Annotated in this window: 19 protein-coding genes; 6 read left to right on the forward strand and 13 right to left on the reverse strand. The window is 63.4% G+C overall.

Translation table 11 applies throughout. The features are described 5' to 3' along the window. The 3 genes from D3242_RS00355 to D3242_RS00365 all read right to left on the reverse strand — a co-directional run bounded on the left by D3242_RS00355 (nt 1) and on the right by D3242_RS00365 (nt 3791). A complete protein-coding gene (locus D3242_RS00355; protein WP_019857070.1) occupies nt 1–1122 on the reverse strand; it encodes an ABC transporter permease in 1122 nt (373 codons plus the stop codon). Next, nucleotides 1115–2038 (reverse strand): ABC transporter permease subunit, encoded by a 924-nt coding sequence (locus D3242_RS00360; protein WP_019857069.1) that lies wholly within the window; start codon nt 2036–2038, stop codon nt 1115–1117. Before D3242_RS00360 ends, D3242_RS00355 begins: the two co-directional genes overlap by 8 nt. Nucleotides 2039–2198: 160 nt before the next feature. Further along, the gene (locus D3242_RS00365; protein ID WP_019857068.1) at nt 2199–3791 is read right to left on the reverse strand and encodes a peptide ABC transporter substrate-binding protein; all 1593 of its coding nucleotides are present in this window, start codon (nt 3789–3791) and stop codon (nt 2199–2201) included. A gap of 283 nt (nt 3792–4074) precedes the next feature. Between D3242_RS00365 and D3242_RS00370 the strand changes: the two genes are divergently transcribed. Both D3242_RS00370 and D3242_RS00375 read left to right on the forward strand, forming a co-directional pair. Beyond that, entirely contained in the window at nt 4075–4521 is a 447-nt protein-coding gene (locus D3242_RS00370) for a TadE/TadG family type IV pilus assembly protein (RefSeq protein ID WP_019857067.1), read from the forward strand. Continuing rightward, nucleotides 4522–6291, forward strand: coding sequence for a Tad domain-containing protein (locus D3242_RS00375; protein ID WP_019857066.1), 1770 nt, complete (start codon nt 4522–4524; stop codon nt 6289–6291). Nucleotides 6292–6342: 51 nt separating this feature from the next. Here the strand turns inward: D3242_RS00375 and bglA are convergent, their stop codons facing one another. The 10 genes from bglA to D3242_RS00425 all read right to left on the reverse strand — a co-directional run bounded on the left by bglA (nt 6343) and on the right by D3242_RS00425 (nt 22524). After that, nucleotides 6343–7989: a beta-galactosidase BglA gene (gene bglA / locus D3242_RS00380; RefSeq protein ID WP_064982970.1), complete on the reverse strand. Its 1647-nt coding sequence runs from the start codon at nt 7987–7989 to the stop codon at nt 6343–6345. After that, on the reverse strand, nt 7989–9986 hold the full coding sequence (gene glgX / locus D3242_RS00385; protein WP_064982972.1) for a glycogen debranching protein GlgX: 1998 nt from the start codon (nt 9984–9986) through the stop codon (nt 7989–7991). Before glgX ends, bglA begins: the two co-directional genes overlap by 1 nt. A 172-nt stretch (nt 9987–10158) precedes the next feature. Continuing rightward, nucleotides 10159–11787, reverse strand: a complete 1629-nt coding sequence (locus D3242_RS00390; RefSeq protein WP_064982974.1) for an alpha-D-glucose phosphate-specific phosphoglucomutase — start codon at nt 11785–11787, stop codon at nt 10159–10161. Nucleotides 11788–11790: 3 nt separating this feature from the next. After that, nucleotides 11791–13236: a glycogen synthase GlgA gene (gene glgA / locus D3242_RS00395; protein ID WP_064982975.1), complete on the reverse strand. Its 1446-nt coding sequence runs from the start codon at nt 13234–13236 to the stop codon at nt 11791–11793. An 83-nt stretch (nt 13237–13319) separates the two neighbouring features. Continuing rightward, nucleotides 13320–14585 (reverse strand): glucose-1-phosphate adenylyltransferase, encoded by a 1266-nt coding sequence (gene glgC / locus D3242_RS00400; RefSeq protein ID WP_019857060.1) that lies wholly within the window; start codon nt 14583–14585, stop codon nt 13320–13322. A 34-nt stretch (nt 14586–14619) separates the two neighbouring features. Beyond that, nucleotides 14620–16839 carry a 1,4-alpha-glucan branching protein GlgB gene (glgB, locus tag D3242_RS00405; RefSeq protein ID WP_064982977.1) on the reverse strand — a complete coding sequence of 740 codons (2220 nt, stop codon included), beginning with the start codon at nt 16837–16839 and terminating at the stop codon, nt 14620–14622. A 106-nt stretch (nt 16840–16945) separates the two neighbouring features. Then, entirely contained in the window at nt 16946–19414 is a 2469-nt protein-coding gene (locus D3242_RS00410; RefSeq protein ID WP_027046634.1) for a glycogen/starch/alpha-glucan phosphorylase, read from the reverse strand. A gap of 131 nt (nt 19415–19545) precedes the next feature. Continuing rightward, nucleotides 19546–20328, reverse strand: coding sequence for an ATP-binding cassette domain-containing protein (locus D3242_RS00415; RefSeq protein WP_019857057.1), 783 nt, complete (start codon nt 20326–20328; stop codon nt 19546–19548). Further along, nucleotides 20325–21386, reverse strand: a complete 1062-nt coding sequence (locus D3242_RS00420) for an ABC transporter permease (RefSeq protein WP_019857056.1) — start codon at nt 21384–21386, stop codon at nt 20325–20327. Before D3242_RS00420 ends, D3242_RS00415 begins: the two co-directional genes overlap by 4 nt. Before the next feature lie 160 nt (nt 21387–21546). After that, the gene (locus D3242_RS00425; protein WP_394811859.1) at nt 21547–22524 is read right to left on the reverse strand and encodes a sugar ABC transporter substrate-binding protein; all 978 of its coding nucleotides are present in this window, start codon (nt 22522–22524) and stop codon (nt 21547–21549) included. Between the two features lie 268 nt (nt 22525–22792). On the opposite strand from D3242_RS00425, the gene D3242_RS00430 reads away from it, so the two are divergent. The 4 genes from D3242_RS00430 to D3242_RS00445 all read left to right on the forward strand — a co-directional run bounded on the left by D3242_RS00430 (nt 22793) and on the right by D3242_RS00445 (nt 26792). Continuing rightward, a complete protein-coding gene (locus D3242_RS00430; RefSeq protein ID WP_064982979.1) occupies nt 22793–24019 on the forward strand; it encodes an ROK family transcriptional regulator in 1227 nt (408 codons plus the stop codon). Next, complete coding sequence (locus D3242_RS00435) at nt 24020–24466, forward strand: RbsD/FucU family protein (RefSeq protein WP_019857052.1); 447 nt, start codon at nt 24020–24022, stop codon at nt 24464–24466. Beyond that, nucleotides 24463–25386, forward strand: coding sequence for a carbohydrate kinase family protein (locus tag D3242_RS00440; protein WP_019857051.1), 924 nt, complete (start codon nt 24463–24465; stop codon nt 25384–25386). The genes D3242_RS00435 and D3242_RS00440 overlap by 4 nt, the downstream gene beginning before the upstream one ends. Nucleotides 25387–25649: 263 nt before the next feature. Continuing rightward, nucleotides 25650–26792, forward strand: coding sequence for a DegT/DnrJ/EryC1/StrS family aminotransferase (locus D3242_RS00445; RefSeq protein WP_064982980.1), 1143 nt, complete (start codon nt 25650–25652; stop codon nt 26790–26792). The last annotated feature ends 3 nt before the right edge of the window (nt 26793–26795 follow it).

Genomic DNA, 26795 nt, shown 5'->3' on the forward strand with positions numbered 1-26795 from the left:
TTATCGATCTCTCGGGTCGAGCGCGTCGCGCAGGCCATCGCCGACGAAGTTCAGCGCAAACAGCGTCGAGACGAGGAAGAAAGCAGGAAACAAGAGCAGCCAGTTGGCGGTGCCGATGTTCTTGGCGCCGACCGAAATCAGCACGCCCCAGCTGGTCATCGGCTCCTGGACGCCGAGGCCGAGGAACGACAGAAAACTCTCCAGGATGATGACCTGCGGCACCAGCAAGGTCATGTAGATGACGACCGGGCCGAGCAAATTGGGAATGACGTGGCGCAGCAGGATGCCGCGCTGGCCGACGCCCATGGCTTCCGCCGCCTGGACATATTCCTGGCGGCGGATCGACAGCGCCTGGCCACGCACGATGCGCGCCATGTCGAGCCACAGCACCGCGCCAACCGCCAGGAACATCAGCACGAAGTTGCGGCCGAAGAACACCACCAGCATGATCACGAAGAAGATGAATGGCAAGGAATAGAGCACATCGACGATGCGCATCATCACCTCGTCGATCCTGCCGCCGGAGAAACCCGCGGCGGCGCCATAGATCACCCCGATCACCACCGCCACGACACCGGCGAGCAGGCCGATGGCCAGCGAGATGCGCCCAGCCATCAACGTGCGCGAGAGCAGATCGCGGCCGGTGTTGTCGGTGCCGAACAGAAAATATTGCTGCTTGACCGACGCGCTCATGGTCGCTTCGAGCCCGTCGGGCGACTTGCTCTCGATCTTGGTGTCGTCAAAGGCATCGGAGCGGTCAAGGTAGCGGATATTGCGGTCATCGATCGGCTTCGTCGACTTGACCGTGACGAAGACGTGATCGCCCTCCTGGTGCCATTCCTTGATATCGACCCGCATGCGCTTGATCGCATCATTGAGCGCGGACTCGATCATGTCGGGCTTCGGATAGGCTGACAGGCTTGGCGGCATGCGTACATAGTCGGCATAGATGGTCGTGTACTGATGCGGCACGAACCAGGGGCCGAACACGCTGACGAGCCCGATCAAGGCGAGGTAGTAGAGGCTGAACATGGCAGCGCGGTTGGCCTTGAGGCGCGCCCAGGCATCGCCCCACAGCGAACGGCCGACGATAGCGGGAGCAGTGGCTGCGATGTCAGTCATAGCGCACCCTCGGGTCGACGACCGCGTACATGACGTCGACGATCAGGTTGAAGACGATGGTGAAGATGGCGATCACCACCACCGTTCCCATCACCAGCGTGTAGTCGCGGTTGAGCGCGGCATCGACGAAGTAGCGGCCGACGCCGGGAATGGAGAAAATCGTCTCGACGATGACGGAGCCGGTCAAAAGGGCCGCCGCCGCCGGGCCAGTGAACGAAACGATCGGCAGGATGGCGCCGCGCAAGGCGTGTTTGACCACAACCGACCAGTCGGAAAGGCCGAGCGCGCGGGCGGTGCGGATGTGATGGGATCGCAGCGATTCGATCATCGAGCCGCGCATGAGGCGGGCGACGATGGCGATCTGCGGCAAGGCAAGCGTCAGCACCGGGCCGACCTTGTTGATGAAGGCGCCATCGCCCCAGCCGCCGATCGGCAGGAGTTTCCAAGTCAGCCCGAAGAGAAGCTGGATCACCGGCGCGATGACGAAGGTGGGAATGGTGCTGCCGGCCGTGGCCAGAGCGATCACCGTATAGTCACCAAGCTTGTTCTGGTTGAGCGCGGCAATGGTGCCGAGCACGGAACCGAGCAGCAGTGCCAGGATCAGCGCCGAGGCGCCGAGCTGCACCGAAATGGGCAGGCCCTTGGCGAACAGTTCGGTGACGGTGAAATCCGGCATGTTGTAGCTCGGGCCGAAATTGCCCCGCAGAAGATTGCCGAGATAGTGGACATATTGCAGCCAGAGCGGGTCGTTGAGGCCGAACTGGGCTTCAAGGTTGGCCTTGATCTCGGGGCTTAGCCCCCGCTCCTGGTTGAACGGCCCGCCCGGCGCGACGCGCATCAGGAAGAACGCCATCGTCACGATGACGAACAGCGTCGGTATGGCGGTCAAAAGCCGCCGGAATACATATCGCAGCATAGGTGCCCCACTTGATCCGGAACACGCCTGTCCGATTGGACCATTGTGCTCCAGCCTTCAAATCTTCGCACCGGATTTTCCGAAAATCGATTGCGCTTCCCGGCCGATGCGATGGCAAACCAGCCGCCGCGCACGAAGTGCGCGGCGGCTTGGCCAGGGATCAATCCTTGCTGACGAAACGCGACGGATGGACGTCCATTACATTGTCGACGAAGCCATGCAGCTTCGAGGACACGATGTCGTGGTAGCTGTAGTAGAGCAGCGGGATCTGGCCGACATCGTCGACGAGAATGCGCTCGGCCTCGGAGAGCTCCTTCATACGCTCCTCGGGCTTGCCGCCGGCGGCGGCTGCCTTGTCCATAGCTGCTTCATAGGCCGGGCTGTTGTAGTTCGAGTAGTTGTTGCCGCTCGCCTTGCGCGAGATGCCAAGGAAGGTTTCCGGATCCTTGTAGTCGGCGATCCAGGCGGCACGCGCCACGTCATAGTCGCCCTTCTGCTCGAGGAAGGAGTAGTGCGTCTTGGTGTCGGTGTTGAGCAGTGTGACGTCGACGCCAAGCGGCTTCAGCTGTTCCTGGATGGCGACCGCGGTGTTCTTGTGGTTCTCCGAGGTGTTGTAGCGGATTTCCATCTTCAGCGGATGTTCGGGCGTGTAGCCGAGTTTCTCGAGGATTTTCTTGGCTGCGTCCTCGCGGTCTATCTGCGGCATGTCGGCATATTTGGCCATTGCGGGCGTGTACCCCTCGATGCCGGGAGGCACCATCGAATAGCCGGGCAGCATCGAGTTCTGCCAGACCTTTTCGGCAATGAAGTCGCGGTCGATCGCCATCGAGATGGCGGTGCGCAGTTCAGGATTGTTCCAGGGCGCCTTGTCGGTCTTGATCGCATAGTAGTAGGTGCCGAGATACGGGCCGACATGGATCTGGTCGCCGAACTTGGTCTTGAGGTCGGCGAGCTGCTCGGTCGGCAGATCGTCATAGCTGTCGAGTTCGCCTGCCTCGAAGCGCTTCATCGCCGATGAGCGATCTTCGGTCGGGATGTAGTTGACCACGTCGAACTTGACGGTCGCGGCATCCCAGAATTTCGGATTCTTGACCAGCTTCATGTGGTCGTTGGGAACCCATTCGGCCAGCGTATAGGCGCCGTTCGAGACCAGCTTGCCGGGCTTTATCCAGTCGGCGCCGAGCTTTTCGATCGAGGCCTTGCTGACCGGATAGGTCGCCTGGTGAGTCAGCATCTCCAGGAAGTAAGGCGTCGGCGCTTTGAGCGTCACTTCCAGGGTGGTGGCGTCGATCGCCTTGACGCCCATGTCCTCGGGCTTGCCCTTCTTGGTGTTGACGTCCTCGGCACCCTTCACCGGATACAGCATCGAGGCATATTCGGCGCCGGTCGCCGGGTCTTCCAGCCGGTGGAAGGCGTAGACAAAGTCGTCCGCCGTTACCGGGCTGCCGTCCGACCACATGCCGTCCTTGCGCAGCTTGAAGGTGTAGACAGTGCCGTCATCCGACACCGTCCAGCTTTCGGCGGCGCCCGGAATGAGGTTGGCCTTCTGGTCCTGCATGACCAGGCCCTGGAACAGGTCACGCAGCACATTGGCTTCATAGACCGTCGAGGTCTTGTGCGGGTCGACCGATTCCGATTCGGCGGCGGTGCCCCTGTTGTAGACGCTCTCGGCGAACGCCGGCGAGTAGAATGCGCCGGCGGCTACCGCCATGGTGGTGGCGAATACCGTCGCCTTCAGCATGTTTTTCAGCATGAAGTTCTCCCTGTCGGCGCTGCCGTGGGCGCGCCTTTGAGTGTTGACGCCCCGGAACCGATGCCTGGTTCCTTTGAGCGCGCCGCCGGTTCCCCCCGGCAGCTGGTGGCAGGAGACTAGACAGGAGGTAAGCTCTTTTCAACCGAGTACTGATTGACCCTAAGTCAATCCTCAGAATCGAAGAAGCAACAGCTAAATTAGAGCGACCTTTTCAATCGCACGCATCTGCAGGTTGCACCGAGAGTTTTCGCTTTCTGCATGCGAACTTTGGCATGTTGGTATCATGGTTCAGAAGCTCATTTCCATGCTCCGAAGACGCGCGTTCCGAACAGACAATTCGGGGACGTCGGCGGTCGAGTTCGCCCTGCTGTCGCCGATTTTTATCCTTCTTCTGCTCGGAATGGTTGCGTACGGTATTTATTTTGGTGCCGCCAACTCGATCCAGCAGATCGCGGCGGATGCCGCCCGGACGGCTATAGCCGGGCTGAACCAGACCGAGCGGCAGACGCTCGTGGCCGCCTTCCTCGCCAACAATGCCGGTGGATACCCCTTCGTGGACGCCAGCAAACTGACCTACCAGGCCAATGACAGCGTGGCCGACGGCAGCCAGTTCGTGGTGTTGATTTCGTACGATGCGCGCAACCTGCCGATCTGGAATCTCTTCCCGGGCATAGCCTTGCCGGGGACCACCATCAAGCGTCAGTCAACGATCAGGGTTGGGGGTATCTGAATGCTGCAGCGTGCCGGCAAAGGCATCGGCCGGCTTGCACGGTCGATGATGGGGGACAGGAGGGCGAACTTCGCAGTGATGACCGCGCTGAGCGCGCCGGTCGCGCTGGCTCTGGCGGCTGTGGCCATCGATGAAGCCTCCATCTACTCCGAGCGCCGGCAGGCCCAGGCGATGGTCGATCTGGCGGCGATCACCGCCGCGTCGAACATCAACAATGTCAACACCGCGGTCGTCACCACGCTCACCGACAACGGCATGCCGGGTGTCGTCGTTCAAGCCTCTGGCCAGACCATTGCCCCGGCCGTCGGCAAGACGGTGGTGACGGTCACGCAAGGCCGATACGCCTCGACGACCACCAATGTCACCCAGCGCTTCCAGGCGGGCGTGACACCCTACAATGCGGTGCGTGTCACGCTGGCGAAAGTGCCCGCCCGCTATTTCGCGAGCTCGCTGATCCCCACTCCGGTCATCGGCACCCAGGCCACGGCCAGCATGACGCCGCAGGCGGCATTCTCGGTGGGGTCGAGACTGCTCAGCGTCAATGGCGGGATCCTCAATGCTTTGCTGAGCGGGCTCCTCGGCGGCAACATCTCGCTCAGTGTCATGGACTATAACGGGCTGATCTCGGCCGATGTCAGCGTCCTGTCGTTCATCAGTGCGCTCGCCACACAATTGAACATCACCGCCGGCACCTATTCGGACGTACTGGCCTCGAAAGCGACTGTCGGCCAGATCGCCACCGCCATGGCCAACGTCCCTGGCCTTGGCAACACGGCCAAGGTTGCCCTGCAGACCATCGCCTCCAAGTCGACCAGCACGGTCAAGATCCCGCTCTCCAGCCTTGTCGATCTCGGCTCCGTCGGCAGCCTGGGCCTCGGGCAACAGCCGTCCGGCTTCGGCGTCGATGCAAGCGCCATGGGAATGCTGACCGCCGCCGCTGTGCTCGCCAACGGCACCAACCAGGCCGCGGTCGATCTCGGCGCCACCATCCCGGGACTGCTCTCGACCAAGCTCAACATCGCCATCGGGCAGCCGCCGCAATCCTCGCCGTGGCTCGCGGTCGACGGCATCGGCACTGTCGTGCGCACCGCCCAGACGCGCATCAAACTGACGGCCTCCGTCGGTGTCGGCACGCCCGGCCTCGGCGGCGGCATCAGCCTGCTCGCCGTCAACCTGCCGCTCAATGTCGAAGTCGCCTACGCCGAAGCCAAGCTGACCGACATCACCTGTCCGGCAGGGCCTTCCAGCATTAGCGTTTCGATCGCGGCGCATCCGGGCGTTGCCCAACTGAACCTCGCCAACAGCAACAATCCCTCCGGCTTCGCCGATTTCAGCCAGCCGCAGACCTTCACCGATGCCGACATCGCGGATGTGAGCCTCCATCTGCTGCTGATCAACATCCCGCTGATCCAGGTGATGGGATCGGCCGCGACCGCGATCACCAACAACAGCCCACAGACCTTGACCTTCAACGCAACCGACATCGCCAACAAGACGGTGAAAACCGTTTCGACGCGCAACATCTCGCAGTCGCTCACCACGTCGCTGGTCAACAACCTGTCGCTTTCGGCCAATGTGCTTGGTCTCGGTATTGATCTCAGCTCCCTGCTCGGAACGGTCAAACCGGCAGTGGTGACCCTGCTCAACACCGTAACGGCGCCCGTCGACGACTTGCTCTACAATGTGCTGTCAGCGCTGGGAGTCGGCGTCGGCCAAGCCGACGTGCGCGTCACCGGCGCGACCTGCGGTCGGGCGGTGCTCGTTCAGTAAGGTTTTCGTGGCCAAGCGGGTCGCCTGGCCAAGGCGCGGTCGAGCGGCCAGTCAGTCGAGCCGGCCAAGGAAGCAACCGAGAGCCGGCAGCGAAAGCGCTTCCTCCTCGCCTGCAGCGGTGCCAGCCAGGACAGCAGCGACAGCGCCAATATCCGGTGGCAAGGGCCAATTCGCCGGCTCTCCAGCGAAATTGAAGACGCAGAGCAGTCTCTGCCCGCCGCCTTCCCGGATGAAGGCCAGCACGTCGCCTTCGGCGTCGAGAAAGCGGATCGAACCGCTGACCAGCGCCGGATGCTGCCTGCGCAAGGCAAGCGTGGAGCGGTAGGCGGACAGCACCGATTGCTCGTTGCCGTTCTGCACATCGGCGGCGCGGGCGCGATGGCTGGCTGGGACCGGCAGCCAGGGTTTTCCTGTCGAGAAACCCGCATTGTCGGCGCCGGCTTCCCAGACCATCGGCGTGCGACAGCCATCCCTGCCCTTCACACCGGGCCAGAAACGGATACCGACGGGATCGCGCAGATCCTCATAGGCAAGCTCCGCCTCCTCCAGGCCGAGTTCCTCGCCCTGGTAGAGGCAGATCGAACCGCGCAGGCAGGCGAGCAGCATGATCGCGAATCTGGCCACCGCATCGGCATCGCCATCCGGCCCTGTCCAGCGACTGACATGGCGCACCACGTCATGATTGGAAAACGCCCAGCAGACCCAGCCGTCGGCAACCGCATGTTCGAAGGCCTCGACACAGCCGCGCACGTGCGCCGCCGAAAATTGCGGACCGAGCAGGTCGAAGGTGTAGGACATCTGCAGCTTGTCGCCGCCGGAGGTGTAGGCTGCCAGCGTCTGCAGCGAGCGGCCCTCATCGCCGATTTCGCCGACGGCGGCGCGGTCTGGATATTCGTCGAGCAGCGCGCGGAAACGCCTGAGGAAAGCCAGGTTCTCCGGCTGCGTCTTGTCGAACAAATGCTCCTGGTAAAGGTAGGTGTTGGTCTCGCCATTGGTGCCCGCGACGCTCGACGCCAGAGGCGGATTGCTGCGCAGCCAGCGGTCATGGACATAATAGTTGACCGTATCGAGCCGGAAACCGTCGACGCCACGCTCGAGCCAGAAGCGCACCGTGTCCAGCAGCGCGTCCTGGACCTCCGGATTGTGGAAATTCAGATCGGGCTGCGAGGCAAGGAAATTGTGCATGTAATATTGCCGGCGGGTCGAATCCCACTCCCAGGCCGGGCCGCCAAATACGGACAGCCAGTTGTTGGGGGCATTGCCGTCGGGTCTCGTATCGGCCCAGACGTACCAGTCGGCCTTGGGGTTGTCGCGGCTGGCGCGGCTTTCGATGAACCATTCGTGTTTGTCGGATGAGTGGGACAGCACCTGGTCGATGACGATTTTCAGGCCCAGCCGGTGCGCCTCGGCGACCAGAGCGTCGAAATCCTCCAGCGAACCGAACATCGGATCGACGTCGCGATAGTCCGAAACGTCGTAGCCCATGTCAGCCATCGGCGACTTGAAGAAGGGCGACAGCCAGACGGCATCGACGCCGAGCGAGGCGATGTGGGCAAGCCGCGTGGTGATACCCCTGAGATCGCCGCTGCCGTTGCCGGTCGTGTCCTGGAAGGAACGCGGATAGACTTGATAGATGACGCAGCCGCGCCACCATTCGGCCCCCTGCCCCGCCCAAGGGTCGGCATTGTTGTGGGCCATCACGACCTCTTTCTGGTGCGGCTCTTTGCAGTCCCGCGCTCAAGCATGAAATGGACGCTTCGGCCCGGCAGCGGCCGTGCAAGGTCGATCGCCTGCGTCTCGATCGCCGGCTGCCATTGGAAGCCGTCCCGCGCGGGCAAGGTGAAGACGCATTGCCGACGATCGCCGTTGATCATGATAGCAAGGCGGCCGCCTGCGTCACCCAACAGCATGACGAGGCGGTGCCGGGCGGGGTCGTTCCAGTCCGCCTCGGCAAGCGGCATGCCGGTCTCGGTCAGCCAGGCGACATCGGGGATGCCGGAAGCATCGGCCGGTTGTCCCGTCAGGAAATGCGTGTCCGACAGAGCGGGGACGGTACGGCGAAGGATGCCGAGCGCCGATGCGTGGCGCTCCAGCGCCTGGTCGCGGCCGGCCCAGTCGAGCCAGGTGATGGCATTGTCCTGCGCATAGGCGTTGTTGTTGCCCTTCTGCGAGCGGCCGAACTCGTCGCCCGCTGTCAGCATGATGGTGCCGCGCGAGGCAAACAGCGTCGCGAGCAGCGCGCACTGGTCGTCGAAGCGCGCCTTGGTGATCGCGGCGCTGTCCGTCTCGCCCTCGGCGCCATTGTTCCAGGACAGATTGTCGTTGTGGCCGTCGCGGTTCTGCTCGCCATTGGCCTGGTTGTGCTTGCGCTCATAGGCGACGAGATCGGCCAGCGTCATGCCGTCATGGGCGGCGATGAAATTGACCGTGCGGCTGGCCGGCTGGCCGGCCTTGCCAAAAACATCGGACGAACCGGCAAGCCGCGTCGCCAGCGCTCCTACCGCGCCGGCATCGCCACGCCAGAAGCGCCTGGCATCGTCGCGATAGCGATCGTTCCATTCGAGGAAGCGCGGCGGGAAGTTGCCGAGCTGGTAGCCGTCAGGACCGATATCCCAGGGTTCGGCGACCAACACGCGATCGGCCAGCATGGGATCGCCGGCGATCGCCGCGAGCAAGGGCGCCGCGGGATCGAACACGCCGTCGACGCGGCCCAGCACCGGCGCCAGGTCGAAGCGGAAGCCGTCGACGCCGGCATTGCAGACAAAATGCCGGAGCGTGTCGAGCACCATGTCCCGCACCGCCGGATGATCGCAGGCGACGGTGTTGCCGGTGCCGGTGTCATTGACCAGCCTGCCATCCGGTTGGTGCCGATAGTAGGCCTGGTTGTCGAGGCCGCGCAGCGACAGCGTCGGCCCCAGCCGGTCGCTTTCGCCCGTGTGGTTGAAGACGAGGTCGAGGATCGTGCCGATGCCGGCCTTGCGCAGCGCCGCCACGGTGTCGCGCAATTCCTTGAGGCCGCCGGGCGCGAGACGCGGGTCGAGCGCCATGAAGGTAACGGGATTGTAGCCCCAGGCGTTGCTCAGGCCCAGCGGCGGCAGGTGCCGCTCGTCGATCGACGCCGTCACCGGCATCAGTTCGACGGCCGACACGCCGAGCCTTTGCAGATGCTCGATGACGACAGGATGAGCAAGTGCCGCGATCGTACCGCGCTGCGCTTGCGGAATGTCGGGATGCAGCTTGGTGAAGGCGCGCACCGGCACCTCGTAGATCAGGCCGCCTGGGCGGAACAGCGGCGGCAGCACTGGCATCGCCTTGGGCAGTGCTTTCGCCACGGTCTTGGGCATCAGCGGCGCGGTGTCGGCGCCCTCGTTGCGCCGCGCGGCGAGCCGCCAGTGATAGGCATAGGGTCGGTCGATTTCGACGGCGTAGGGATCGGTGAGCAGCTTGTCCGGGTCGAACCACAACCCGCGCTCGGGCGCATAGTCGCCATCGGCGCGAAAGCCATACCGCGTGCCCGCGGCAAGGCCGGGAACGACGAGCGCATGCACCCCCGCGCCTTCCGGCTGCAGCTCCAGTCGGTCGAGTTCGCGGTTTCCCTGCCCGTCGAAGATCGAGACCCAGAGGCGACGGGCCGACGAGGACCAGGCGGCAAAGCGGATGCCTTCGCGGGTGACGGCTGCGCCGAGCTGGGTCATGCAGGCTCCCCCTTCTCCCCTTGTGGGAGAAGGTGTCGCCGAAGGCGACGGATGAGGGGTGCTCCAGCTTGGGAAAGACGGCGATCCGTCACGCACCCCTCATCCGTCTCGGCGCTGCGCGCCGATCCACCTTCTCCCACAGGGGGAGAAGGAAGAGCGCGCACCGCCACCCTCAAGTAATCACGCTCGGCTTGTTGCGGCCGGTGTGGCTCTTGATCCCGGCAATGTCGTCGGCGGCCGCGATGAGGTCGGCAAGGGCTGCCTGCGTGTCGAGGTCGTGCCTGGCCTTGTCCGGCTCGTAGCGCTCGATGTAGACGCGCAGTGTCGCGCCGGACGTGCCAGTGCCGGAAAGCCGGAAGACGACGCGCGAGCCGCCTTCGAACAGGATCCTGATGCCCTGGTGCTCGCTGGTCGAACCGTCGACCGGGTCGTGATAGGCGAAATCGTCGGCCTTGGCGATCTTCAGGCCGCGCACGCTGGTGCCGGGCAGCGAGCCGAGCTTGGCCCTGAGTTCGTCGACCAGAGCGTTGGCGCGGTCGCTCTCGACCTCCTCATAGTCGTGGCGCGAATAGTAGTTGCGCCCATAGGCCGCCCAGTGCTCGGTGACGACCTGCTTGCAGCTCTCGCCGCGCGCGGCAAGGATATTGAGCCAGAGCAGCACCGCCCACAGGCCGTCCTTTTCGCGGACATGGTTGGAGCCGGTGCCGGCGCTCTCCTCGCCGCAGATCGTCGCCATGCCGGCATCGAGCAGATTGCCGAAAAACTTCCAGCCGGTCGGCGTCTCATAGATGCCGATGCCGAGTTTTTCGGCGACGCGGTCGGCGGCGCCACTGGTCGGCATCGAACGGGCGATGCCCTTCAGCCCGTCCTTGTAGCCGGGCGCCAGACGGGCATTGGCGGCAAGCATCGCCACCGAATCCGACGGGGTGACGAAAATGCCCTTGCCGATGATCAGATTGCGGTCGCCGTCGCCGTCGGAAGCGGCACCAAAATCCGGCGCGTCCGGCCCCATCATCTCGTCATAGAGATGCTTGGCGTGCACCAGGTTCGGATCCGGATGATGGCCGCCGAAATCCGGCAGCGGCTTGAAGTTGCGGCAGGTGCCGCTGGGCGCGCCAAGCCGGTTCTCGAGGATTTCCTTGGCATAGGGACCGGTCACCGCATGCATGGCGTCAAAGCGCATGCGGAAGCCCGATTTGAACAGTCTGCGCAGCGCGTCGAAATCGAACAGGCTTTCCATCAGCTCGGCATAATCGGCGACCGGATCGATGATCTCGACCGTCATGCCGGCTGCCTTGACGGTGCCGATCGTGTCGATGTCGATGGGATCGATGTCCGATGTCTTGAAGCTCGAAATCGCCTTGGTCTTGGCAAAGATCGCGTCGGTCAGCTTTTCCGGCGCCGGGCCGCCATTGCCGGCATTGTACTTGATGCCGAAATCCTCATGCGGGCCGCCGGGATTGTGGCTGGCCGACAGGATGATGCCGCCGAAGGTCTTGTACTTGCGGATGACATGCGAGGCGGCCGGCGTCGACAATATACCGCCCTGCCCGACCATGACCTTGCCGAACCCGTTGGCGGCCGCCATGGCGATGGCCTTCTGGATGACCTCGCGGTTGTAGAAACGGCCGTCGCCACCGATCACCAGCGTCTTGCCCTTGAAGCCGTCCAGCGCGTCGAAGATCGACTGGATGAAGTTCTCGGCATAGTGCTCCTGCTGGAACACGGGCACCTTCTTGCGCAGGCCCGACGTGCCGGGCTTCTGGTCTGAATAGGGCTTGGTGGGGACGGTCCGTATCATGCTTCAGGCAACCCTTTTCGAAAGCAGCAGGCGATAGAGTTCAAGATATTTTTCCGCGCTCTTGTCCCATGACACATCGGCCTTCATGCCTTGGCGCTGGATGGTCTCGAAGGCCGCGGGGTCGGCGTAGGCATCGACCAGGCGGCGTATGGCGTGCAGCATCGCGCTGCCATTGTTGGGAGCAAACTGGAACCCTGTCGCCACGCCTGCGGCCATAGCCGCTTCGTTGGCGTCGATGATGGTGTCGGCAAGGCCGCCGGTGCGGGCGACCACCGGCACGCAGCCGTAGCGCAGGCCGTAGAGTTGCGTCAGTCCGCAAGGTTCGAACCGCGACGGGATGATGATGGCATCGCAGCCGCCCTGCATGGTGTGCGACAGCCCTTCGTCATAGCCGATGACCACGCCGATGCGGCCACGGTGGCGTGCGGCGGCGGCAAGCAGCGCGCCTTCGAGGCCGGCATCGCCCGAGCCCAGCATGGCCAGCCGCGCCCCGGTCGCGACGAGGCCGTCGATCACCGTCGCCAATATGTCCATGCCCTTCTGCCAGGTCAGCCGGCTGATGACGCAGACGATCGGTCTGTCGTCGCGGTCGAGGCCGAAACGCTCCTCCACGGCCGCCCTGTTCGGCGTCCGGGCCTTGAGCGTCGCGGCCGTATAGTTCGACACCAGATGCTTGTCCGTCTCCGGATCCCAGATGGCGGTGTCGATGCCATTGACGATGCCATAGAGATCGCTGGAGCGCATGTTGATCAGGCCGTCGAGACCCATGCCGAATTCCGGCGAACGGATCTCCTGCGCATAGGTCGGGCTGACCGTGGTGATCGCCCAGGCCGCCTGCAGGCCGGCCTTGAGGAAGCCGACGCCACCATAATATTCGACGCCGTCAAGCGCCATCGCCACCGCCGGCAGGCCGAGTTCGCCGAAGATGCCGGCGCCGAACTGGCCCTGGAAGGCGAGATTGTGGACGGTCATCATCGACGGCGTGCCGACCGCCTTGCCGTAGCGCATATAGGCCAGCGTCATCGCCGACTGCCAGTCATGGGCATGGACGATGTCGGGCAAGTAGCCCGAGATGGCGCCGCCGGCGATATCGGCGCCGGCCTGGCTCAGTGCCGCAAAACGCCGCCAATTGTCCGGCCAGTCGGCGCCCGAAGCGTTGCCGTAGGGGCCGCCCGGGCGGTCGAAGAGATGCGGCGCGTCGAGCACGAAAAGGTCGAGCCCGGCGATCTGGACAGCATGGATCGAAGCCTTGCCGCCCTGCAGCAGCGGGTATTGGTAAACAGCCTTCTTTTTCTTGAAGGCATCCATCACCACGGGAAAGCCTGGAATGAGCGTGCGCATGGTCACGCCCTTGGCCGCCAGCGCGACGGGCAGCGCACCGGTCACGTCGGCAAGCCCGCCGGTCTTGATCAGCGGGAAGATCTCGGGCGTGACCGACAGAACCTGCATGCGTCTATCCCGATCCTGTCCAATTCTTCGTTTCCAGGCAATTCCCGGACGGAAAACCGTTTCGCACTTTTCGCGGAATTGCTCTAGAGCCCGAGTTTGTTGATCATATCCTGTGTGATCAGGCAGATGCCCTTCTCCGAAACGCGGAAGCGCTTTGCGTCTAGCGCGGGATCCTCGCCGACGACCAACCCCTCCGGTATCCTAACACCATGGTCAATGACGACGCGCTTCAACTTTGCGTTCCGGCCGACATGAACGTCGGGCAGCATGACGACCTCTTCCAGCGTCGAATAGGAATTGATGCGCGCGCCGGTGAAGATCAGACTTTTCTTCAGTGAAGCGCCCGAGACGATGCAATCGCCCGAGACCAGCGAGGAAACGGCCGAGCCGCGCCGGCCATCCTCGTCATGGACGAATTTTGCCGGCGGTTTCAACTCGGCATACGTCCAGATCGGCCAGTCGCGGTCGTAGAGGTCAAGCTCCGGCGTGATATCGGTCAGGTCGATATTGGCTTCCCAATAGGCGTCGACCGTTCCGACATCGCGCCAATAGGCTTCGTTCTCGGCGGTCGAGCGCACGCAGGATTTGGTGAAACGGTGCGCGATCGCCTTACCGTGCTGGACGATATAGGGGATGATGTCCTTGCCGAAATCGCGGCTTGAGCCCGGCTCGGCGGCGTCGCGGCGCAACTGCTCCATCAGGAACTTGGTCCTGAAGACATAGATGCCCATCGAGGCCAAGGCGAAGTCCGGATTGCCCGGAATGCCGGGCGGATCGGCGGGCTTTTCGACGAAGGCGATGATGTTGTCCTTGGCATCGACATGCATGACGCCAAAGCCTGTCGCCTCCATGCGCGGCACTTCGAGGCAGCCGACGGTGACGTCGGCATTGGCGTCGACATGCTGACGCAGCATCATCTCGTAGTCCATCTTGTAGATGTGGTCGCCGGCCAGAATGACCATATATTCCGGGCCATAGGCCTCGATGATATCGATGTTCTGGTAGACGGCGTCGGCCGTGCCTTCATACCACTGCGTTTCCGAGACGCGCTGGCTGGCCGGCAGGATGTCGAAGCTTTCGTTTCGTTCCGGCCGCAGGAAGTTCCAGCCGCGTTGCAGGTGGCGGATCAGCGAATGTGCCTTGTACTGCGTGGCGACGCCGAGGCGGCGAATGCCGGAATTGAGCGCATTGGAGAGCGCGAAATCGATGATGCGCGTCTTGCCGCCGAAATAGACCGCCGGCTTGGCGCGACGGTCGGTCAGTTCCTTGAGGCGGCTGCCACGGCCGCCGGCCAGTACATAGGCCATGGCATCGCGCGCCAGCGGCTGGGTCCGTTTCAAGTCTGCCATTTCTACCCTCCCAAGTTACTCAAGTCTCGCCCTGTTAGTCGGCCTCGGTCACGAGTTCGAGCATGATTGTCGACAGCGGCGGCAGAAGCATCGTTGCCGAGATGTTCTTGCCTTCCGCCCTTGCCTCGACTATGCCGCCATTGCCCATGCCGGAACCGCCATATTCGGATGCGTCGGTGTTGATGATCTCCCGCCACTTGCCGGCCTTCGGCAGCGGCACACGATAATTGTCGCGCGGCACCGGCGTGAAGTTGGAGATGACGGCCACCGGGCTGCCGCCCGGCGCGTTGCGCATCCAGGCGAAAACCGAGTTCTGGCTGTCGTCGACGATCAGCCAGGAAAACCCTTCCGGTTCGCAGTCGCGGCCGTGCAGCGCCGGGCGCGAACGGTAGAGATAGTTGAGATCGCGCACGGTCTGCCAGACGCCGCGATGCGGGCGGAAATCGAGCAGGTTCCAGTCGAGCGCGCGCGCCTCGCTCCATTCGCGGCGCTGCGCGAATTCCTGTCCCATGAACAAGAGCTTCTTGCCGGGATAGCCCCACATGAAGCCGTAATAGGCGCGCAAGGTCGCGAATTTCTGCCAGTCGTCGCCGGCCATCTTGCCCAGCAGCGTGCCTTTGCCGTGCACGACCTCGTCATGCGAGAGCGGCAGCACGAAATTCTCCGAGAAGGCGTAGGTCAGGCCGAACGTCAGGTCGTTGTGGTGGTGCTTGCGGAAAATCGGCTCCTTGGAGAAATACTCCAGCGTGTCATGCATGAAGCCCATGTTCCACTTGAAGCCGAAACCCAGCCCGCCTTCATGCACCGGCGCCGAAACCTTCGGCCATGAGGTCGATTCCTCGGCGATGGTCATGACGCCGGGATGGTGGCCGTAGACCTCCTTGTTCATCTTCTGCAGGAAAGAGACCGCCTCGAGGTTCTCGCGGCCGCCCTTCTCGTTGGGGATCCACTCGCCGGCCTTGCGCGAATAGTCGAGGTAGAGCATCGAGGCGACCGCATCGACGCGCAGACCGTCGACATGGTATTTCTCGGCCCAGAACAGCGCATTGTTGACCAGGAACGACACCACCTCGCGGCGGCCGAAATTGTAGATCGCGGTGTTCCAGTCGGGGTGAAAACCCTTGCGCGGATCGGCATGTTCATAGAGTGCGGTGCCGTCGAAATGAGCCAGGCCGTGCGCGTCGACCGGGAAGTGCGCCGGCACCCAGTCGAGGATGACGCCGACGCCGGCGCGATGCGCGCCATCGACGAAACGGGCAAAGCCGTCCGGATCGCCGAAACGGGCCGACGGCGCATAGAGGCCGGTCGTCTGATAGCCCCAGGACGGGTCATAGGGATGCTCGGAAATCGGCATGAACTCGATGTGGGTGAAGCCGGTCTCGACCACATAGGGGATCAGCCGGTCGGCCATTTCGTCCCATGACAGGAACGTGCCGTCGTCGTGAAGCTGCCAAGACCCAGCGTGGACTTCGTAGATCGAGACGGCTTCGCGCCGGGGATCGGCATTGCGCCAGTAGTTGCGATGCGCCTCGTCGCCCCACTCATGCGCCGGCGGCACGGCGACAACCGAAGCCGTGGCGGGACGCAGTTCGGATTTGAACGCAAACGGATCGGCCTTCAGCGGCAGCCTGACGCCATCGGGTCCAATGATCTCGTATTTGTAGGGTCGCCCGGCACCTATGTCGGGGATGAACACCTCCCATATGCCGGTGTCGCGGCGATCGCGCATCGTGTGGCGGCGGCCGTCCCAGTCGTTGAAATCGCCGACCACCGAGACGCGTCTTGCGTTGGGAGCCCAGACGGCGAAATGCACGCCGGTGGCGCCTTCGTGCTTGATGACGTGCGCGCCAAGCTTGTCGAACAGCCTGAGATGCGACCCTTCGGCGATATAGTAATCGTCCATCGGCCCGAGCACCGGGCCGAACGAATAAGGATCGGTCAGCCACCAGTCACCGCCGGCATTACGCGCGTGATAGCGCAGCGGCTGCCGCTTCCTGATCGACAGCTTGCCTTCGAAGAAGCCGGCATCGTCTCGCCTAGACAACGCACCGGCCTCGATGCCCGTCAGCGTATAGGCAGTGACGGTCTCGGCATGCGGAACGAAACAACGGGCAAACAGGCCTTTGCCGACCTCATGGACACCGAGGACCGCGAAGGGATCTCCGTGCGTGCCGGCGACAATCGCCGCAACATCGCTGGCTGGCGCCAGTCCGTCCGGCCCGCTTGTCGCAGCGGTCACGCGTGGCTTCCTCATCAGGCAGTGTCCCTCCCAGGGCACCAGGTGTCTATTTCTGGTGATGTGAGTTGGCATTCAACCCAAATCACCGGGACCACATTGTTCGTGGCCTCATGCAATCACATCAGGCAGGCACGTTCCAGATTTCTTTCGCGTATTGGCGGATGGTGCGATCGGACGAGAACCAGCCGACGCGCGCGACGTTGCGGATTGCTCTGGCATACCAGTCCGGGCTGTTGCGCCAGACAGCGTCGACATCACGCTGGGCGGCGGCGTAGGCGTCGAAATCGGCGGCGACCATGAACCAGTCGCTGGTGTAGAGGCCGTTGATGAGGTCGCGGTAACGGTCCGGGTCATCAGGCGAAAAGACGCCCGAGGAAACGGCCGAGACCGCCTGCGACAGTTCGGGCGAGCCCTCGATCACGGCACGCGGGTTGTAGCCATTGTTGCGCCGCTCGGCGACTTCGGCCGTGGTCAGGCCGAAGATGAAGATGTTGTCGTCGCCGACACATTCCTTGATCTCGACATTGGCGCCGTCGAGCGTGCCGATGGTCAGCGCGCCGTTGAGCGCGAACTTCATGTTGCCGGTACCCGACGCTTCCATGCCCGCGGTCGAGATCTGCTCGGACAGGTCGGCCGCCGGCATCATGACTTCGGCCAGGCTGACATTGTAGTTCGGCACGAACACCACCTTCAGCAAGCCGCGCACCGCCGGGTCACGGTTGATGACCCTGGCGACATCATTGGCGAGTTTGATGATCAGCTTGGCGTTGTGGTAGCTGGGCGCCGCCTTGCCGCCGAAGAATTTTACGCGCGGCATCCAGTCGCGCTCGGGATGCGAGCGGATCTGGTCGTAGAGCGCGATCGCCTCGAGAATGTTCAGAAGCTGGCGCTTGTATTCGTGGATGCGCTTGACCTGAATGTCAAACAGCGCCGACGGGTCGACCTTGATGCCGAGCCGGTCGGCGACGAGATTGGCCAGCCGCGCCTTGTTCTGGCGCTTGACGCCCGCGAACTTCTCCCGGAACGCGCTGTCATCGGCAAAGCCGTCGAGCCCTTTGATGGCGTCGATGTCGTCGAGAAAACGGTCACCGATCGCCTCGCGGGCGAGAGAGGTCAGGCCGGGGTTGCACTGGATCAGCCAGCGCCGCGGCGTGATGCCGTTGGTCTTGTTGTTGATGCGATCGGGATAGAGCTTGTGCAGGTCGGCAAACACCGTTTCCTTCATCAGCTCGGTATGCAGTGCCGAGACACCGTTGATCGAATGCGAGCCGACAAAGGCCAGATTGCCCATGCGCACGCGGCGGTCGCCATTTTCCTGGATCAGCGAAATGCGGCTGATCTGATCATCCGAGAACTGGTCGGTGGCGCGAGCCTCCAGAAGCACCTGCGCATTGATGGCGTAGACGATCTGCATATGGCGCGGCAAGAGCCGCTCGAACAGCGGCACCGGCCAGCTTTCCAGCGCTTCGGGAAGAAGCGTGTGGTTGGTGTAGCCGAAGGTGCGTTTGGTGATGTCCCATGCGAGATCGAAGTCCATGCCGTGGACATCCATCAACAGCCGCATCAGCTCCGGCACGGCAATCGCCGGATGGGTATCGTTCAAGTGGATCGCCGCCTTGTCGGGCAGCGACTTCAGGTCGCCATACTGGCTGAGATGGCGTTGCAAAATGTCCTGCAGCGAAGCGGTCGAAAAGAAATACTCCTGCCGCAACCTGAGCTCCTGCCCGGCCACGTGGGAATCTGCGGGGTAAAGCACGCGCGACAACGCGTCCGCCTTGTTGCTTTCGGCGAGCGCGCCGATATGGTCGCCGGCATTGAACTTGTCGAGCAGGATCGGATCGACCGGCATGCCCGACCACAGCCGCAGCGTGTTGACGCGGTTACCCCGCCAGCCGACGACAGGCGTGTCGTAGGCGACAGCCAGGACATGTTCCGTCGGCTTCCAGACGTGACGCTCGAGCCGGCCGTCCTTTGACGTGATGGACTCCACCGAACCGCCGAAGCCGACTTCGAAGGAGCGTTCGCGCCGTTCGAACTCCCAGGGGTTGCCGTGATCGAGCCACGTCTCGGGCAGTTCCACCTGCCAGCCGTCGTGAATCTCCTGGCGGAACATGCCATTGGCGTAGCGGATGCCGTAGCCATGCGCGGGAATGTCGACGGTCGCCATGCTTTCCATGAAGCAGGCGGCAAGCCGGCCAAGGCCGCCATTGCCGAGCGCCGCGTCGGGTTCCAGCGCCGCGATGAGATCGAGGTCGACGCCGAGCGACGACAGCGCCTCGCGCATATTGGCCATCAGGCCAAGATTGGAGAAGGCGTCGCGCATCAGGCGGCCGATGAGGAACTCCAGCGACAAGTAGTAGACGCGCTTTTCCTGCTGGTCATAGGCCTCTTTGGTTGCCTGCATCCAGCGATCGACGATGCGGTCACGCACGACCTTGATCGAGGCCGTCAGCCAGTCGTACTGGGTCGCGACGGTGGTGTCCTTGCCGACCCGGTATTTGAGGGCCACCAAGACTTCCCTTGCGAGCGTCTTCGGATCAGGATTTTCGAGCAGTGGCGGAAGGGTTTCGGATGTCATTGCGCGCGTCATGCTGCCTCTCGTGCGGTTGCAACGATCATACCGGCTTTCACCATTCATCCCAGCCCATGTTACCGCATCGCAACATATATTCAATCGATTTAGATGGACGTGCGCCGGCTTACCCTGCGGCAATTTGACAATCAGGCGGCCAGTGCTGCCTCCGGAGGCGCCTTGGCGCCGGTCATGAAGGCGACGGCATCGGACATCGTATATTGCTTGGGATCGATGACGGCGAGGCGACGGCCGAGGCGATGAATATGGACGCGGTCGGCCACCTCGAAGACATGCGGCATGTTGTGCGAGATCAGCACGATCGGCAGGCCGCGCTTCTTCACGTCGAGGATCAGTTCGAGCACACGGCGGCTCTCCTTGACGCCAAGGGCTGCCGTCGGCTCGTCCATGATCACCACGCGGCTGCCGAAGGCAGCGGCGCGCGCCACCGCGACACCCTGGCGCTGGCCGCCCGAGAGCGTTTCCACCGCCTGGCCAATGTTCTGGATGGTCATCAGGCCGAGTTCGGTGAGCTTGTCGCGAGCGCGCTTTTCCATCGCCGGACGGTCGAGCATGCGCAGCCATTGGCCAAGGAAGCCGGGTTTGCGGATCTCGCGGCCGAGGAACATGTTGTCGGCGATCGACAGTGCCGGCGACAGAGCGAGGTTCTGGTAGACGGTCTCGATACCGGCTTCGCGGGCCTCCATCGGCGACTTGAAGGCAACGGTCTTGCCTTCAAGCTGGATTTCGCCTTCGTCGGGCACGACTGCACCTGAAATCGCCTTGATGAGCGACGACTTGCCGGCGCCGTTGTCGCCGATGACGGCGAGGATTTCGCCCGGGTAGAGGTCGAAGTCGGCATTGTCGAGGGCGGTGACGCGGCCATAGCGCTTGACCAGGCCACGCGCGGTGAGAATGGGGTCCTGGGTCATGCGGAAACCTTTCTGATCCATTGGTCGACCGCCACGGCGCCGATGATCAACACACCGGTGAGCAGCACTTTCCACTGCGGGTCGGCGCCCAGCATGTTGAGGCCCATGGAGACGACGCCGACGATCATCGCGCCAAACAGCGTGCCCAGGATCGAGCCGCGCCCGCCGAACAGGGAAATACCGCCGATCACCGTCGCGGTGATCGCCTGCAGATTGTAGTCGGTGACGGCCGCCGACGGCGAGATCGAACCGTTGCGGCCGATGGAGACCCAGGCGGCGAAAGCGGCGATCAGCCCGGCAAGGGTGTAGACCGTCACCAGCACCTTCTTGGTCTGGATGCCCGACAGCTTGGCCGCCTCCTGGTCGTCGCCGACAGCGTAGACATGGCGGCCCCAGGCGGTGTGGTTGAGGACGTACCAAAGCAGCAGCACCAGCGCGACCATGGCGATGACGCCGAGCGTCAGCACCGCGGTACCGACCTTGAAGCTCAGGGCGAAAAGATGCAGCAGCGGCGCCTGGGTGTCGACGTCGGTGTCACGGATCGTTTCATTGGCCGAATAGATGAAGTTCGTGGCCATGACGATGTTCCACGTGCCCAGCGTCACGATGAAAGGCGGCAGCTTCATGTAGGCGACCAGCAACCCGTTGAGCAGCCCGCAGGCAGCACCGGCGGCAAGCCCGAGCGCCACGGCCACCACGCTCGGCAAGCCGTAGCTGACGGCGCAATTGCCCATGATCACGGCTGAGATCACCATGATGACGCCGATCGACAGGTCGATGCCGGCGGTCAGGATGACCAGTGTCTGCGCAGCACCCAGAATGCCGACGATGGCGATCTGCTGCAGGATCAGCGTCAGCGTGTAGGACGAGAAGAAGCGCCCCCCAATGGTGATGCCGAAGATGATGATCGACAGGACCAGCACGATCAGCGGCACCGCCGCCGGCGTCGAATGCAGGAAGTGCTGGACGCGCCTGACTGCGGATTTGTGTTCGTCGAACGCGGCAACGCTGGTGTCGCTGCCCGAGAGAACCTTCTCGAATTCCTGAGCTTGAGCCATGTTTCCTCCCCGTGAGGGGTCAGCCTAGCGCCGACGCCCGTCCACGCCTTTCCGGTCTGTCGCCGGGATTGTTCGCGGTCACGCGACCCATCGTCCACCCGAAGCGGCCGGGGATCAAGCCCCGACCGATCGAGTTCTGTAATTGCCGGTCAGACCAGCATCAGCCCCAGCACTTGGCGAGGCCTTCCTTGGTGTCGATGGACTTTACGCCCTTGGCCGGCTTGTCGGTCACCAGGTTGACGCCGGTGTCGAAGAAATTCTTGCCTTCGGTCGGCTTCGGCTTGGTTCCATCCTTGGCGAAGGCGGCGATCGCCTCAATGCCGAGCGCCGCCATCTGCAGCGGGTACTGCTGCGACGTCGCGCCGATGACACCTTCCGTCACCGACTTCACGCCGGGGCAGCCGCCGTCGACGGAGACGATCAGCACCTGCTTTTCAAGGCCGACAGCCTTGAGCGCCTGGTAGGCGCCGACTGCGGCGGGCTCGTTGATGGTGTGGATGACGTTGATGGTGTTGTCCTTCTGCAGAAGGTTCTCCATCGCCTTGCGGCCGCCCTCCTCGTTGCCGTTGGTGACGTCGTGGCCGACGATGCGCGGATCGGTTTCGTCGCCGATCTTGTTAGGATCCTTCACGTCGATGCCGTAGCCCATCATGAAGCCTTGGTCGCGCAGCACGTCCACGGTCGGCTGCGACGGCGTCAGGTCGAGGAAGCCGATCTTGGCGTCCTTGGCCTTGTCGCCGAGCGTCGCGGCGGCCCAGGCACCGATCAGCTTGCCGGCCTCGAGATTGTCGGTGGCGAAGGTCGCGTCGGCCGCGTCGATCGGGTCGAGCGGCGTGTCGAGCGCGATCACCAGCAGGCCGGCGTCACGCGCCTTCTTCACGGTCGGCACGATGCCCTTCGTGTCGGATGCAGTGATCAGGATGCCCTTGGCGCCGTCGGCAATGCAGCTTTCGATCGCCGCCACCTGGCTTTCGCTATCGCCGTCGATCTTGCCGGCATAGGTCTTGAGGTCGACGCCGAGTTCCTTGGCCTTTGCGGTCGCGCCTTCCTTCATCTTGACGAAGAACGGATTGGTGTCGGTCTTGGTGATCAGGCAAGCGCCGACGCCGGCCGCGGAGGCGGACGACGCAAACGCCATCAGACCCAGGGCAGCCGCGGCAAACACGGTCGATTTCAACAATTTTGTATTGGTCACGATCTTCCTCCCAGTGGAACCATTCCGGATGCCGACCAACCGGCATCTACGGCGCATCCTACGAAATTCTCCCAGCGTGGACGCCGCCTCAACAGACACCAGACCGCAGCCGCTGTCAATAATTAAATCACTCTTATTTATTATTGACAGCCTTGCGTCGTTCACTCATTCTGGCCCAAAAGCATTGAGGGGAAACGATGGGAGGAACAGGGTGGAGACCGCCACTGCGAGGCACGGTTCGCCCGAAGCGAATGACAGCCTGATTCACCGCGGCACCAACCAGAGCGGCATGCGCGATCACAACGAGCGGCTGGTGCTCTCGCTGGTGCGCCAGCAAGGCAGCCTGGCGAAATCCGACATCGCCCGCATGACTGGACTTTCGGCGCAGACGGTTTCGGTCATCATGCGCGAACTCGAGGAAGAAGGCCTGCTCGTGCGCCAGGCGCCGCTGCGCGGCAAGATCGGCCAGCCCTCCATACCTATGGCGCTCAATCCGGAGGGCGCCTTCTTCATCGGCCTCAAGATCGGCCGCCGCAGCGCGGAACTGGTGCTGATCGATTTTCTTGGGCACGTGCGCTCGATGCTGCAGCACTCCTACCGCTATCCGGCGCCGCGCGAGACGGTAGACTTCGTCACTTCAGGCATGAAAAAGATGCGCGGCGAACTGACACCGGCACAGGACAAGCGCATCGCCGGGCTCGGCATCGCCATGCCGTTCGAACTGTGGAACTGGGCCGACACCGCCGGTGCGCCGCGCGATGTCATGGACGAATGGCGCCACCGCGACATCAGGGCCGATATCCAGTCGCAATGTGATTTTCCGGTCTATCTGCAGAACGACGCCACCTCGGCCTGCGGCGCCGAGCTCGTCTTCGGCCAGGCGGGCGGCGCGCGTGACTTCGTCTATTTCTATATCGGCGCCTTCGCCGGCGGCGGCATCGTGCTCAACGGCCGGCTGTTTGGCGGGCCAACCGGCAATGCAGGCGCGCTCGGCTCCATGCCGGTGCCCGGACCAGACGGCAAACCTACCCAGCTGATCGACGTGGCGTCGATCGCCATGCTGGAAAAAGCGCTCAATGCCCGCGGCGTCGAGGCCTCGCATCTATGGACCTCGCCCGAGGACTGGGGCGAGATCGGTCCCGAACTCGCCGACTGGATCGCCAGCGCTTCACAGGCGCTCGCCTATGCCATCGTCGCGGCGTCCTCGGTCATCGATTTCGAGGCGGCGGTGGTCGACGGCTGGATGCCGCAGGCGGTGCGCCGCAGGCTGGTCGATGCCATCATCGCGGCCATTGCGACAATCGACGGCGAAGGTCTGAAACTTCCCGCCGTTCGCGAGGGGACCGTCGGCATTCATGCCCGGGCGCTCGGCGGCGCCAGCCTGCCGCTTTCCGAGCGCTTCCTGATCGGCTCGACGACCATTTCCAGGAGCGCCTGAATGCTTATCGGAATCCCGGCGCTGCTCGGTCCGGACCTTCTGGCGACACTGCGCGCCATGGGCCATGGCGATGAGATCGCCCTGGTCGACGGAAACTATCCGGCCGAGGAGCAGGCAAAGCGCCTGATCCGGGCCGATGGTCATCAGCTCATTCCCGTGCTCGATGCGATCCTGAGCGTGCTGCCGGTCGACGACGCCGTTCCGGAAGCCCTGTTTCGCGCCTCGGTCAAAGGCAATCCCTCGATTGCCGATCCAGTCCATCACGAGATCGAGGCGATCTGCGCCAAACACGCACCGGGCCGCAAGGTGGTTGCACTGGCCGGCGCCGACTTCTATGCACGGGTCAAGTCGGCGCATGCCATTGTCGCGACAAGCGAGCCCAGGCTTTACGCCAACATCATCATCCGCAAGGGCGTGATCTATCCGCCGGAGACCAAGACGCCATGATCCTCTGCTGCGGCGAAGCCCTCATCGACATGCTGCCGCGCGTCACGATGCAGGGCGAGCCGGCCTTTGCCCCCTATGTCGGCGGCGCGGTGTTCAACACGGCGATCGCGCTGGGCCGATTGGGCGCGCCGGCCGGCTTCTTTTCGGGCCTGTCGTCGGATCTTTTCGGGGGCCAGTTCAGGGACGCGCTCGGAGCGAGCAAGGTCAGCTCAACCTATGCGCACACCTCGCCCAGGCCGACCACGCTCGCCTTCGTGCGGCTCACCAATGGCCAGGCGACCTACACGTTCTACGACGAGAACACCGCCGGGCGCATGCTGACGATCGACGACCTGCCGTCGCTCGGCAACGAGATCGAGGCCATGCTGTTCGGCGCCATCAGCCTGATCTCGGAGCCCGCCGGCGGCGCCTATGAAGAGTTCATGCGGCGCGAGCATGCAAGCCGCGTCATGATGCTCGACCCCAACATCAGGCCGAACTTCATCCCGGACAAGGCCAAGCACCTCAGGCGCATCCGCGAGATGATGGCGATGGCCGACATCGTGAAACTGTCGGACGAAGACCTCCAATGGTTCGGCGAAGCCGGCTCGCACGAGGATGTCATCCGCAACTGGCTCGACCGCGGACCCAAGCTGATCGTCGTGACCCATGGCAGCGAAGGTGCCGTCGGTTACACCAAAGACCACACCGTCACCGTGATGCCGGAAAAGGTCGAGGTGGTCGACACGGTCGGCGCGGGCGATACGTTCAACGCCGGCATCCTCGCCTCGCTGCATGAACAGGGCCTGCTGACGAAGGCGGCCATCGGCGGCCTTCCGCAAGACGCCATTCGCAAGGCATTGGCGCTTGGTGCCAAGGCAGCGGCGGTGACCGTGTCGCGCGCGGGCGCCAATCCGCCATGGCGGCATGAAATCGCCTGAGTAACGCTCAATTTAAGTTGAGCCAGCCGATCACTTTATGTTTCGCGGGGCCGCCCAGCGGGACTATATAGGCGCAAACGCGCCCGACGAAGCCCGGATTTCCGGCATCTTGTGACGATACGCCGGAAATCGGAGGTAACAGACTGCGACACCCAGGCAATTGGCGGCTCTGGCTGTCCGGCTTTCTCGGCAAGCGCAACTCTGGTACCAGCGGGCCGTTATTTGGCCAGACCGCCCGGTTAAAAATCGTTTTTGAGGCTGACATGCAGTTCATCGATCTTGGCGCACAGCGCGAACGCATCCGCGACCGGCTGAAGGCCGCGATCGACCATGTCGTCGAGGACGGCCGTTACATCCTGGGCCCGCAGGTCGCGGAGTTCGAGAAGAAGCTTGCTGCCTATATCGGCACCAAACATGTCGTGGCCTGCGCCAACGGCACCGATGCGCTGCTGCTGCCGCTGTTTGCCGCCGGGATCGGCCCGGGCGATGCCGTGTTCGTGCCGAGCTTCACTTTCGCCGCCACCGCCGAAGTGGTGGCACTGGCCAAGGCGGAACCTGTCTTCGTCGATGTCGATCCGGTGACCTACAACGTCGACATCGCCAGCCTCGAGGCGGCCATCGCCATGATCAAGAAGGAAGGCCGGCTGAAGCCGAAGGCGATTGTCCCGGTCGACCTGTTCGGCCTCGCCGCCGATTACGATGCCATCATGGCGATCGCCAACCGCGAAGGGCTGTTGGTGATCGAGGACGCCGCCCAGTCGATGGGTGGATCGCTTGACGGCAAGATGTGCGGTGCGTTCGGCCATGTCGGCTCGACCAGCTTCTATCCCGCCAAGCCGCTTGGCTGCTATGGTGACGGCGGCGCGATGTTCACCAACGACGACGAGATGGCCGACAAGCTGCGTTCCTTTGCCTTCCACGGCAAGGGCGAGACGCAATACGACAACATCCGCGTCGGCATCAATTCGCGGCTCGACACGCTGCAGGCGGCGATCCTCATCGAAAAGCTCGCCATTCTCGAAGACGAGATGGTGGCGCGCCAGGTGGTGGCAAACCGCTATGCCGAAGGGCTGGGCGACATGGTCACCGCAGCCCGCAACATCGATGGCAGCCGTTCGGCCTGGGCGCAGTACGCCATCGAGACGCCCAAGCGCGACGGCCTGAAGGCGCATCTGAGCGAAAAGGGCATTCCGTCCGTCATCTACTACGTCAAGCCGCTGCATGCGCAGGTCGCCTATAGCGACTACCCACGTACGCCGACCGGTCTTGCCGTCTCGGAGGAGTTGCCGAAGCGCATCCTGTGCCTGCCGATGCACCCCTATCTCAGCGAAGCCGACCAGGATCGGATCATCGAGACGATCCGCAACTATATCGGCTCGAACTCGGCGCAGGCCGCAGCCGAGTAGTAG

This window comes from Mesorhizobium jarvisii (genome assembly GCF_003601985.1).
Classification (GTDB): Bacteria; Pseudomonadota; Alphaproteobacteria; order Rhizobiales; family Rhizobiaceae; genus Mesorhizobium; species Mesorhizobium jarvisii.

Coding starts and splice junctions, on each gene's coding strand:
- D3242_RS00375 (WP_019857066.1), top strand. CDS start 4,522: ATGCTGCAGCGTGCCGGCAAAGGCATCGGCCGGCTTGCACGGTCGATG.
- D3242_RS00390 (WP_064982974.1), bottom strand. CDS start 11,787: ATGATACGGACCGTCCCCACCAAGCCCTATTCAGACCAGAAGCCCGGC.
- glgB (WP_064982977.1), bottom strand. CDS start 16,839: ATGAGGAAGCCACGCGTGACCGCTGCGACAAGCGGGCCGGACGGACTG.
- glgA (WP_064982975.1), bottom strand. CDS start 13,236: ATGCAGGTTCTGTCGGTCACGCCCGAGATCTTCCCGCTGATCAAGACC.
- D3242_RS00360 (WP_019857069.1), bottom strand. CDS start 2,038: ATGCTGCGATATGTATTCCGGCGGCTTTTGACCGCCATACCGACGCTG.
- D3242_RS00370 (WP_019857067.1), top strand. CDS start 4,075: ATGGTTCAGAAGCTCATTTCCATGCTCCGAAGACGCGCGTTCCGAACA.
- D3242_RS00420 (WP_019857056.1), bottom strand. CDS start 21,386: ATGGCTCAAGCTCAGGAATTCGAGAAGGTTCTCTCGGGCAGCGACACC.
- glgX (WP_064982972.1), bottom strand. CDS start 9,986: ATGACCCAGCTCGGCGCAGCCGTCACCCGCGAAGGCATCCGCTTTGCC.
- D3242_RS00435 (WP_019857052.1), top strand. CDS start 24,020: ATGCTTATCGGAATCCCGGCGCTGCTCGGTCCGGACCTTCTGGCGACA.
- D3242_RS00440 (WP_019857051.1), top strand. CDS start 24,463: ATGATCCTCTGCTGCGGCGAAGCCCTCATCGACATGCTGCCGCGCGTC.
- D3242_RS00425 (WP_394811859.1), bottom strand. CDS start 22,524: ATGGCGTTTGCGTCGTCCGCCTCCGCGGCCGGCGTCGGCGCTTGCCTG.
- glgC (WP_019857060.1), bottom strand. CDS start 14,585: ATGGCAGACTTGAAACGGACCCAGCCGCTGGCGCGCGATGCCATGGCC.
- D3242_RS00365 (WP_019857068.1), bottom strand. CDS start 3,791: ATGCTGAAAAACATGCTGAAGGCGACGGTATTCGCCACCACCATGGCG.
- bglA (WP_064982970.1), bottom strand. CDS start 7,989: ATGGCCCACAACAATGCCGACCCTTGGGCGGGGCAGGGGGCCGAATGG.
- D3242_RS00355 (WP_019857070.1), bottom strand. CDS start 1,122: ATGACTGACATCGCAGCCACTGCTCCCGCTATCGTCGGCCGTTCGCTG.
- D3242_RS00415 (WP_019857057.1), bottom strand. CDS start 20,328: ATGACCCAGGACCCCATTCTCACCGCGCGTGGCCTGGTCAAGCGCTAT.
- D3242_RS00410 (WP_027046634.1), bottom strand. CDS start 19,414: ATGACGCGCGCAATGACATCCGAAACCCTTCCGCCACTGCTCGAAAAT.
- D3242_RS00445 (WP_064982980.1), top strand. CDS start 25,650: ATGCAGTTCATCGATCTTGGCGCACAGCGCGAACGCATCCGCGACCGG.